Annotated in this window: 9 protein-coding genes; 3 read left to right on the forward strand and 6 right to left on the reverse strand. The window is 55.3% G+C overall.

Annotated features, from left to right (window positions below; genetic code table 11):
- Positions 1-16 precede the first annotated feature (16 nt).
- The 4 genes from JRI89_14845 to gatB form a co-directional block, all read right to left on the reverse strand.
- Complete coding sequence (locus JRI89_14845; GenBank protein ID MBW2072516.1) at positions 17-361, reverse strand: YkgJ family cysteine cluster protein; 345 nt, start codon at positions 359-361, stop codon at positions 17-19.
- 315 nt (positions 362-676) lie between these two features.
- Positions 677-1,594, reverse strand: coding sequence for a branched-chain amino acid transaminase (locus JRI89_14850; GenBank protein ID MBW2072517.1), 918 nt, complete (start codon positions 1,592-1,594; stop codon positions 677-679).
- 132 nt (positions 1,595-1,726) lie between these two features.
- Positions 1,727-2,767: an S-methyl-5-thioribose-1-phosphate isomerase gene (mtnA, locus tag JRI89_14855; protein MBW2072518.1), complete on the reverse strand. Its 1,041-nt coding sequence runs from the start codon at positions 2,765-2,767 to the stop codon at positions 1,727-1,729.
- Positions 2,768-2,828: 61 nt separating this feature from the next.
- Positions 2,829-4,274, reverse strand: a complete 1,446-nt coding sequence (gatB, locus tag JRI89_14860; protein ID MBW2072519.1) for an Asp-tRNA(Asn)/Glu-tRNA(Gln) amidotransferase subunit GatB — start codon at positions 4,272-4,274, stop codon at positions 2,829-2,831.
- A 558-nt stretch (positions 4,275-4,832) separates the two neighbouring features.
- Here gatB and JRI89_14865 point away from each other — a divergent pair.
- The 3 genes from JRI89_14865 to JRI89_14875 all read left to right on the forward strand — a co-directional run bounded on the left by JRI89_14865 (position 4,833) and on the right by JRI89_14875 (position 7,210).
- Positions 4,833-5,474 carry a C40 family peptidase gene (locus JRI89_14865; GenBank protein MBW2072520.1) on the forward strand — a complete coding sequence of 214 codons (642 nt, stop codon included), beginning with the start codon at positions 4,833-4,835 and terminating at the stop codon, positions 5,472-5,474.
- 146 nt (positions 5,475-5,620) lie between these two features.
- Complete coding sequence (locus JRI89_14870; protein MBW2072521.1) at positions 5,621-6,430, forward strand: fumarylacetoacetate hydrolase family protein; 810 nt, start codon at positions 5,621-5,623, stop codon at positions 6,428-6,430.
- An 18-nt stretch (positions 6,431-6,448) separates the two neighbouring features.
- Positions 6,449-7,210 carry a class I SAM-dependent methyltransferase gene (locus tag JRI89_14875; GenBank protein MBW2072522.1) on the forward strand — a complete coding sequence of 254 codons (762 nt, stop codon included), beginning with the start codon at positions 6,449-6,451 and terminating at the stop codon, positions 7,208-7,210.
- Positions 7,211-7,743: 533 nt separating this feature from the next.
- On the opposite strand, the gene JRI89_14880 is transcribed toward JRI89_14875, so the two are convergent.
- Positions 7,744-8,901, reverse strand: coding sequence for a zinc-binding dehydrogenase (locus JRI89_14880; protein MBW2072523.1), 1,158 nt, complete (start codon positions 8,899-8,901; stop codon positions 7,744-7,746).
- A gap of 28 nt (positions 8,902-8,929) precedes the next feature.
- A complete protein-coding gene (locus tag JRI89_14885; GenBank protein ID MBW2072524.1) occupies positions 8,930-10,000 on the reverse strand; it encodes an alcohol dehydrogenase catalytic domain-containing protein in 1,071 nt (356 codons plus the stop codon).
- Positions 10,001-10,175: the final 175 nt, after the last annotated feature.

Below are 10,175 nucleotides of genomic sequence, written 5' to 3' on the forward strand. Positions count from 1 at the left end.
AACTGACAACCAATGATCAGAAAAAGTGCCTCTGGTACAGGTGAAAGATCTCTGCCTCTTCATCTTCGTGCAGCAGGCGGAGCGGTTTCACTCCCTCTTTGCAGAGATAGTTCACCGACGTTCCGTACAACCTGCAGATCAGAGGCCTGACCGGATAAATGGAGCACCCTTCCTCTGTGAGGTAAGGGCAGGTGGTGCCCTGAGCTGGCTGTGGTTTTCTGCCCCGCTCCAGGAGGAACTGTTTGATGCGCTCCGCTTCTGCTTTTGTCTGCGAAGGCACACCAAAGCTGCGGCAGCACTCGTGACATCCAGGCGTGCACATGAAGTCCGGAATAAGCTGATAGAGATCATCCAGCTCCATGGTAGTTCCCTGCCTTATTGAGAGATTGTTTGAAACGATATTTTTTAGAGGTTGATGGCAAAATGAAAGTGCACCTGATAACCAATATCGGTAACCATGCGTGACAGGGGATTGGAGGCATGGCAACGAGACGGTAGCCGCAGGCTTTAGCCTGCGTTGTCCGGTGTTGATATCGATTTCGAGAAGCAATAGCCCCGTGACACCGTTGTAATATCGGCCGCAGGCTTGGCTTTGAGGCTAGCCAGCAGCAGCGCGGCGGTAAAGGGGGTGCACTTTCATTTTGCCATCAACCTTTGGACCTTAGTATTTTTACCTTCAAAGATAGGTGAGCCAGTGCTCATATCTGGCTTCGTTGCCCTTGACTACCTGGAAAAAGCTTTCCTGGAGCTTCCGGGTCACCGGCCCGGGGCGTCCTTGTCCGATGGTGCGCTGGTCCACTTCTCTAACCGGAGTGATTTCCGCCGCTGTGCCGGTAAAAAACACCTCGTCGGCCATGTAGAGTTCATCTCTGGAAAAACGCTGCTCCAGCACCTCGATGTCGAGATCGCGGGCAATAGTCATGACTGCATCGCGGGTAATTCCGGCCAGAATCGAGGTTAGAGGGGGTGTTCTGAGCACACCCTGGCGAACCATGAATATGTTTTCACCGGTGGCTTCACAAACGTAGCCTTCGGTGTCCAGCATAATGGCTTCGTCGTAGCCGTCACGGGTGACTTCCAGTTTTGCCAGGATGGAATTGACATAGTTGCCACAGGCCTTCGTCTTGGTCATCATGATGTTTACATGGTGGCGGGTAAAGGAAGAGATCTTGGCCCGTATTCCCTTGCTGAGTCCTTCTTCTCCCAGGTAAGCGCCCCACGGCCAGGTCACAATGGCTACTCTTATTGGATTATCCTGCGGATGGAGCCCCATGGCACCATCACCGATGAAGACGAGCGGTCTGATGTAGGCTGCCTTCTGGTTGTTCGTTTTCAATGTTTCCAGAATTGCCTGGCTGATCTGCTCCTGGGTAAAAGGAATCTGCAGCATGACGGCGTGGGCGGAATGAAAAAGGCGCTCTACATGCTCCGGGAGGCGAAACACGGCTGAGCGGCCATCTTCACACTGATAGCAGCGAATGCCTTCAAACACTCCGAGTCCATAATGGATTGTGTGAGTGAGGATATGGACATTGGCCTCGTCCCAGTTCACAAAGGCTCCGTCCAACCAAATCTTTTCTGCTTTTTCGACCATAGTTGTTCTCCTCTGCAACAGATTGTCAAACAGGGCAATATGGTGCTGCAGCCGCAAGACCTGCACTGCTGTCGGCGGATGCTGTCGAGTGCAGATCAGCCTGCGCCACTAATAGGTATGTTGGAAAGGCAATCATGCAGATTCCTTCATCCCTGCTAGAGACTCGCTGTAGGGTTCTCGGGCAATGCCTCTTTCCGTGATAATGCCGGCAATCAGATGATGGGGAGTAACATCAAATGCAGGATTCAAGGCCTTTACCCCCGGGGGAGCCACCTGCTTGCCCATAACGTGGGTAACCTCCCGGCTGTCACGTTCTTCTATAGGTATATCTGTGCCGCTGGCCAGAGCAAAATCTACTGTGGACAGAGGCGCGGCCACATAGAATGGCACACCGTTTTCTCTGGCAAGAACCGCCACCGTATAGGTGCCGATTTTGTTTGCTGCGTCTCCATTTGCGGCGATGCGATCAGCACCAACCACAACAAGGTCTATCTGGCCGCGGTTCATTAGATAGCCAGCACTGCTGTCCGCAATGATGGTTACAGGAATGTTTTCCTGCTGCAGCTCCCAGGCGGTCAGACGGCTGCCTTGAAGAAAAGGTCTGGTTTCATCGGCAAAAACGCGAATATTTTTTCCCTGCTCCCGGGCGGCGCGTATGACCCCGAGGGCAGTTCCGTAGCCGGCTGTGGCCAGTGCACCGGCGTTGCAGTGGGTAAGCACAGCAGCCCCGTCTGGAATCAACTGCTGTCCGTGATGGCCAATCTGCCTGTTCAAGGCCTGGTCTTCGGCGAGCAAACGGTCTGCTTCCTGTCGCAGCAGGTCTTTCAGGGCAGCAACTGCAAGTTCGGGGTGAGAGCCTAGCACCTTCTTCATGCGCTGAATAGCCCAGAATAGATTGCTGGCAGTGGGTCTGGCTGCAGCCATTCGCTCGCAGAGTTGCTGAAATCTGCGCTCAAAGGTGCGGCGGTTATCCGTGGGGATATGGCTGGCGCCAAGGGCCAGGCCCATGGCAGCGGCCACTCCAATGGCTGGTGCACCGCGGATGACCATTTTGCGAATGGCGGCGACCACCTGCGCCAGGCTCCTGCACACCACGTAGCTCTCTTTGAGAGGGAGCTTGCGCTGATCAATCATGACCACCTGATCTTCTTGCCAGAAAATGGTAGGAACCATAGAAAGCCTGCCTCAACGGATGGCACAACAGGAAGGGTTTCCCTTCAGCTGCCAGGTCGGGTCACGAGGTCTTGTCCTCTTGTGACAGCTTCTCTTGCAGCAGCTCGTTCACCAGTTTGGGATTCGCTTTTCCCCTGGTGCGCTTCATTACCTGTCCCACAAAAAAGCCAAGGACCTTGACTTTGCCGCCTCGGTATTCTTCCACTTCTCGGGTGTGAGCCGCCAGCACCTCCTCCACTATCTTGCCAATCTCACCCCTGTCTGTGAGCTGCTTCAGCCCTTTTTCTTCCACCACGGTTTCAGCCGGTTTGCCAGTACGGTACATCTCTGCAAATACGGTCTTGGCGATCTTGCCGCTGATAATGCCCTTGTCGATCATGGCAAGCAGCTGTGCCAGTCCCTGAGGCGGTACTGGACACTGCTGGATTTCTCTTTCATCCCTTTTCAGTTGTCGGAGAAGCTCCACCATTATCCAGTTGCTGACCTTCTTGGGTTCAGGGTAGCTGCTGACACAAGCTTCGAAGTAGTCGGCCAGTTCCTTGCTGCCCGTGAGTACGGCGGCATCGTATTCCGGCAGCTTATACTGCTCGACAAAGCGCGCCTTTTTGGCGTCTGGCAACTCGGGAAGATCCGCCTGCACCTTCTCTATCCACTCCTGGTCCACTATCACCGGAACCAGGTCAGGATCGGGAAAATAGCGGTAGTCATGGGCCTCTTCCTTGCCCCGCATGCTGTGGGTGATGCCCTTGTTGCTGTCCCAGAGACGGGTTTCCTGGACAATCTTTCCTCCCTGCTGCAGGATGGCGCTTTGCCTCTTGATCTCGTACTCGAGGGCTTTTTGCACGAAACGAAAGGAGTTCATATTCTTGAGCTCTGTCTTGACGCCCAATCCTTCAGAACCCCGCGGCCGCAGGGAAATATTGGCATCACACCGCAAGCTTCCTTCCTCCATGTTGCCATCGCAGATGTCCAGGTATCTGAGAATGTCTCGCAGCTTTCGCAAATAGGCGGCAGCCTCCTCCGGCGTTTTGAGATCTGGCTCGCTGACGATTTCAATGAGGGGCACGCCGGTGCGGTTGAAATCCACGTAGCTCAGTGGTTGATTTTCGTCATGGATCAGTTTGCCGGCGTCTTCTTCCATGTGTATGCGAGTTATACCTATGCGTCTGCTTTTTCCGTTGACCTCGATGTCGATCCAGCCGTTCTCGGCCAGCGGCAGTTCGTACTGGGAAATTTGATAGCCTTTGGGCAGGTCAGGATAGAAGTAATTTTTTCTGGCAAAGCGGCTGTGAGGAGCAATCTGGCAATGGGTGGCGAGAGCCATGCGCAGGCTGTATTCCACCACCTTTCTGTTGAGCACCGGCAGCACACCTGGCATTCCAAGGCATACGGGGCAGGTGTGCGTGTTCGGCTCAGCCCCGAACTTTGTGCTGCAGCCGCAAAAGATCTTGCTTTCTGTGAGGAGCTGAGCATGAACTTCCAGGCCGATGACGGCTTCGTATTCCATGGCGTCTTCCCGACGTTGAACTGGTTGTGTGAGACATTATTCTATAGCATCAAAGGGAACTGGGAGCAAGCAGAGACCCACCTGGCCAGGGGTGATATTTGCGGGCAGCCGAAACGGGCATCGTGACCGTAGCCGTAGCCGAGCTCCCCGAAATGAGTTGTCGGTGGCTCCGAATGTTCTTTGCTCCGCAGGCATTCTTGCCAAGCACTTCCGCCCGCGGAGCTCAGCCGCGGCCATGGCTTTCAGCCAATTCCCGTAGCCGGGAGAACTCGAGGGAAAAACCTCGTGATGTGATGGCAGGAGAGGCATCACCGGGCGGAATGGGCAAGCCATTGCTATTCCACTGGAATCCTGGTATGAAACCGGTAAAATTGCCCGATGAATTTCCGGACCTCATGGTGCAAGAGGTAGTATATGGTTCTCAGACCCACCCGTTCTGCTGAAGATTGCCGGCTGCTAGTACTGTTTTACCTCCTCCTATCAGTGAGCTGCAGAGCGCATATTCCTGCTCCACCACCAGAGATTCAACATCCAGCAGCAAGAGCAGAACTTCCCAGGATGAAATACTCCATCCAGCTGGGCGCCTTTGCCAATGTGGACAATGCAGCCCGTCTCACCAGCACGCTCGAATCTCGTGGACTGGACGCCTACTATTTTCGGCACAGTTCAGGTCTCTTCAAGGTAAGATGCGGCGACTTTGCCTCACGAACAGAGGCTCTGCACAAGGCTGAGAACCTTGTGGCTTCTGGAGTCATTCGGGAATACTACCTGGTGAAGCCCGATGAACATGCTGCAACCGTTCAGAAAAAATACGCAGCCATTGATCTTAGAAATCGCCTCGTTCGCACCGCAACAAGCTACCTGGGGCTTCCCTACCGATGGGGCGGCTCTTCTCCACGAAAAGGCTTTGATTGCAGTGGCCTTACCATGGCTGTCTACAGGCTCAACGGCCTCAAATTGCCCCGTTCTTCTCGACAACAGTTCAAGACCGGCTATCAGATCCCGCCAGGCAAGCTCCTGAAAGGAGATCTGGTCTTTTTCTACACCTCTGGAGGACACAGGATCTCGCACGTGGGAATCTATATAGGACACGGAAAATTCATCCATGCTCCCGGCACTGGGAAGCAAATCCGCATTGATCGACTGGACAATGTCTACTATTCTCGCCACTTCGCTGGAGCACGAACCTATCTGCAGTGATGCAGGCAGGTTCGAGGAGAAGCTGCGGAGCCTGGAATGTCCCTCGTGGACAGTGGCACCGATATCAGGCAGGGTGCATAGAGGGGCCTTCCCTGCTCTAGGCTCATTTACTATGCGTTCAGAGCAGATGGCAAAGGAGCTCTAATATGAAGATATTGAGATTCTTGCAGAACGGCTCACCGGTTTACGGCATTCTCGAGCGAGACACTATATCACCGTGCCACGGAGATCCATTTGAAGGTCTGCAGCCGAGGGGAGAATCCCTCGAGCTCAGCAGCGTACAGCTGCTGCCTCCCGTGTCTCCGCCAAATGTGATCTGTCTGGGGCTCAACTACAAACGGCATGCCCGGGAATTCGGCCTGCCTCACCCTGAAAAGCCCTTGATTTTCCTCAAGACTACCACCGCAGTTTGCGGGCCGGGCGACGCCATTGTCTTGCCGGAGCACAATCCTGAGGAGATTGATTACGAGGCTGAACTGGCAATTATCATCGGCAAGAAAACCAGGAACGTAACAGCAGACAGGGCCCTGGAGCATGTGTTGGGATATACTGTTGCCAATGATGTGACTAACAGGGCGGCGCAGGCTGCAGAAAGCCAATGGGCCAGGGCAAAGAGCTACGACACCTTCTGCCCTCTGGGACCAGTGATTGCCACTGATGTGGATGGAGACAACCTGCCTATTAGCTGTCGTGTGGACGGCCAACTCATGCAGTCTTCCAACACTGCGGATATGTTTTTTTCCTGCCCGGAGATCGTGGCCTATCTCTCTCAGTGCATGACCCTGCTGCCCGGCACAGTAATTCTCACTGGAACACCAGAGGGCGTAGGGTTCAAAAGGACCCCACCGGTGTTCCTCAGAGAGGGACAGCTTGTCGAGTGCGAGATCACAGGCATAGGCAAGCTCGCCAATCCCGTTAAAAGGCATGCAGCGGCAGCAGGATCAGCCTGCAACTGACTTGTGGGAACTCCACCCATGGCATCCGAAACCTTCAAAGACTACTTTTCAGATCAGGCAGCGGCCTACATGGCATACAGACCCCGTTACCCCTCAGCTCTGTTCGATTACCTGGCCACAGTAGCACCGGCAAACACGCGGGCCTGGGATTGCGCCACTGGCAGCGGTCAGGCTGCGCTGGGTTTGGCTCCTCTTTTCAAACAAGTTATTGCCACTGATGCCAGCGAAGCGCAGATAGCCAGGGCAACAGGGGCGGACAATATTGTCTATGACGTTGCTGCGGCAGAAAAAAGCGGCATCGAAACAGCTTCTGTAGATCTGATCGTGGTAGCCCAGGCGCTGCACTGGTTCGATCTGGACAGCTTCTATGTTGAAGCAGCGAGAGTTCTCAAGCCTTGCGGGATAATCGCTGCTTTCTGCTACAGCCTGCTCAGCATCAATCCTGCCCTCGATAGAGTCATTGCTGTTTATTACAGAGACATCGTGGGCCCTTATTGGCCGCCTGAAAGGATACTTGTTGACAACGGTTACCGCAGCATACCATTTCCTTTTTCAGAGCTGTTGCCGCCAGAGTTTGGTATGGAGATTTCCTGGAGTCTGGAACATCTGGTGGGCTATCTGGGCACCTGGTCGGCAGCCCAGAAATTCAGGGAGGCAAAGCAGGAGGATCCTGTTCAGCTCATCCTGGATGAGCTGAAGCGGGCCTGGGGCACCGCCGCAGAGCAGAGACTCATCCAGTGGCCCATCCACATGAGAATCGGTAGACAACCTCGGGCATGAGGGGTGATTTGGAGATACCCAGGGGTGAAGCCGTCAAAGGTGCCACGGCAACGAAGTAAGAGCCGGACAACGTCGCCGCCAGCCGAAATGGGCCTCGTAGGCTTGGCCGTAGCCGAGCACCCCGAGTGGAGGTGCTTGGCAGGAAGGCCTGCTCCGCAAAGAACATAGTCGCAAATTCCAGGTAGCCTCAGTTGGCCTGTGGGCAGGCCACGGTTTCATATTAACCTCGGCTAACCAGGTTGCGGGTAATGAGTTGTCGGTGGCTCCGAATGTTCTTTGCTCCGCAGACATTCCTGCCGTGCCACTTGGAGAGCTTTTCTCTTTGACCTTTGTTGTAAGTCAAGATTAGCCGAGAGCCGTGGCCACCATCCGAAACGGGCATCGTAGCCCTGGCCGTAACCGATAAACGTGGGACGGGGATGTTGCCGCGAAAGTGAACGGGTCACAGCAACGAAGGAAGAGCCGAACAACGTGGCCGGTAGCCGAAACGGGCCTCGTAACCCTAGCCCTAGCCGAGCTCCTCTTCTTCGCCCTTACACGGCCTGCATGGCGGCAGGTTCCCTGGGTGACGAGCGGCTGAGTGCTGCCTGTTCCTCCAGTTCTGCAGGCGACAGGCGGATTCCCTGGGGAAGTTGGGGGAGAATTGCGGTCTTGGGCGGAGCGCTCCCCGCACGCATTTCAGCCAGCACATGGGACAGATCCAGAAGAGACCTTCCCTCGCCGATGAGGGTGAGTGCCGGCACCTGGGAAGTTTCCACGAGCTCGAGAGCCTTGCGCACTGTTTCGGGGGTGTGGTGAAAAGAGGCGTATATACGAATTTCATCGTAGTGGAGCCTGGTGGTGTCTACCCGCAGTTCTGAACCGCGGGGGCAGCCGCCGAAGAGATTGACCCGGCCTCCTGGTCTTACGAGCTCCGGGGCAAGGTTCCATGTCTCTGGCCTGCCCACCGCTTCTATGACGCAATCGAAGCCCAGGCCCCGCTTTGAGTAGTCTGCTCGCAAACTGGCGGCCAGTTCAGCTGAAAGTAAACCCGCAACAGTATTAGCCGCCCCTAGCTGCCGAGCGATATCGAGACGGGCTGGCAGTATATCCACACAGGTGACTTCAGCTCCTGCCAACACTGAAAGGCGAGCCAACATGAGGCCAAGAGGTCCGCAGCCGATAACGAGGACGCTTTCGCCTGTGCTGACATCGACATCCTCCACCCCTTTTACGGCACAGGCGAGAGGTTCCACCAGGGCAGCTTTAAAGGCTGGCAACTCGTCTGGTAGGCTGTGGCAGTTGGTGTTGGCGATGCGGGCAGGCACCACGGTGTATTCGGCGTAGGCGCCGTTGGCAAAGATGACCTCTCTGCAAAGATTGGGTTTGCCGAGTTCGCAGAAATAACACCTGCCGCAGGGGGCGGAATTTGCTGCTACTACCCGGCTGCCAACAGGAAAACGCTTGTTCTTGCTGCTTACTACCAGGCCGGCAAATTCATGACCAAACACTGCTGGTGGGGTGATCATGCGCTCGTGATAGCCTCTGAGGAGGACCTTCAGGTCTGTACCGCAGGTAAGGGCCGCCTCCACCTGGACTAACAGTTCGCCATCCCGGGGTACGGGAACCGGTATGCGCTCGAGACGGAGGTCCTCTTTGCCATAGAGCAGGCAGGCCCACATTGTTTCAGGCACCGTGGCGTTCATAACCATCTTCCTCTCCTAGCGTCATATCTGTTATTCAATTGTCAGGAGATACGGCAACTTTCAACGAGCCGGCTCTGGGCGTGCGGGCAAGATCGAGGGCCAGGTTTATCTCCTCTAGAGGAAATGTGTGGGTTACGAGATAGCGGCCGGGAAAGTTCTCGTCAGCGAGCAATGCTCGGACCTCATCATTGAGTTCAATGGAAGAAGAATAGCTTCCAAGGATCTGCTTCTCAGCCACACCCACCTGGCCCGCATCAAAGCAGAACTCCTGCGCTTGCCGAGTATGAGCGAAAAGTATGAGTCTACCTCCTGGTCGAAGTGCTCGCAGAGCTGCATTTATGGTTTTCTCATTATCCGTAGCGGCAATAACCGCATCAGGACCCAGAGGTGGCGCTGCCTGTTGAAGTTTGCCAGCCAGATCCTCTTCTGGTGAAAATACTGCCTCAGCACCACACTGGAGAGCCGTTGCTCGTCTTGCTGGCTGCGGCTCCACTGCAAAGACGCGCCAGCCCTTCTTTCTGGCGAGTGCAGTCAACATGAGACCCACCGGACCCTGACCGAGAATGACGAGGGTGCCGCTCTCACCGGGGAGTGTCAGGATGCATTTGAGGCAGGTGTTGAGAGGTTCCATGAGTATTGCTATGGCCGCTGGCAGCGGTTCTGGCAGCGGCACCACGCCTCCCCCTGTGACAATCCACGGGGCAACCCTGACATATTCAGCCCAGCCACCTCCAGCAGGGTTAAATCCTGCTGTGGTGCCGGTTTTCTTGTACACCTCACACTGGCTATAGAGACCAAGGTCGCACAAGCGGCACCTCCGGCAGGGTACATGGTGGTAAAGTGCTACTCGTCGACCCAGATGTTCACCGGCTCCGGCTCCGGCTGCAACGACCCTGCCTACGGTTTCGTGGCCGAATATTGTTGGCGGCTGGCACAGTGCAAAGTCTATCTTCTTGATGTCTGTGGGGCAGATTCCACAGGCTTCTACTCGAACCAGCACTTCGCCGGCTCTTACCTCCGGGACCGGTACTTCTTCGATAGAGAGCTCGGAGCCGCCACGCCAGACCGCGGCGCACATCTGTTGGGGAATTTTCTCCTTGTTCATGATGCCAGGTCTTCTCTGTTGCGGCCAATGATTGTAGCTTGATTGCTAGCAAAAGAGAAGTAAGTAATGCTGCCGGGTGGCAAGATTTCCGATCAGGTTCTTGCAGATACGTTGTCAGAGAGCAGCAGCACCGCTTCTAGGGCCTGATGTTGCCGCGGAAAGGATGTGCAGCTGT

The organism is Deltaproteobacteria bacterium (assembly GCA_019309045.1).
Classification (GTDB): Bacteria; Desulfobacterota; Syntrophobacteria; order BM002; family BM002; genus JAFDGZ01.

Bases quoted from the DNA above. Each gene is read 5' to 3' on its own strand.
- JRI89_14845 (MBW2072516.1), bottom strand. From the start codon at position 361: ATGGAGCTGGATGATCTCTATCAGCTTATTCCGGACTTCATGTGCACG.
- JRI89_14850 (MBW2072517.1), bottom strand. From the start codon at position 1,594: ATGGTCGAAAAAGCAGAAAAGATTTGGTTGGACGGAGCCTTTGTGAAC.
- mtnA (MBW2072518.1), bottom strand. From the start codon at position 2,767: ATGGTTCCTACCATTTTCTGGCAAGAAGATCAGGTGGTCATGATTGAT.
- gatB (MBW2072519.1), bottom strand. From the start codon at position 4,274: ATGGAATACGAAGCCGTCATCGGCCTGGAAGTTCATGCTCAGCTCCTC.
- JRI89_14865 (MBW2072520.1), top strand. From the start codon at position 4,833: ATGAAATACTCCATCCAGCTGGGCGCCTTTGCCAATGTGGACAATGCA.
- JRI89_14870 (MBW2072521.1), top strand. From the start codon at position 5,621: ATGAAGATATTGAGATTCTTGCAGAACGGCTCACCGGTTTACGGCATT.
- JRI89_14875 (MBW2072522.1), top strand. From the start codon at position 6,449: ATGGCATCCGAAACCTTCAAAGACTACTTTTCAGATCAGGCAGCGGCC.
- JRI89_14880 (MBW2072523.1), bottom strand. From the start codon at position 8,901: ATGGTTATGAACGCCACGGTGCCTGAAACAATGTGGGCCTGCCTGCTC.
- JRI89_14885 (MBW2072524.1), bottom strand. From the start codon at position 10,000: ATGAACAAGGAGAAAATTCCCCAACAGATGTGCGCCGCGGTCTGGCGT.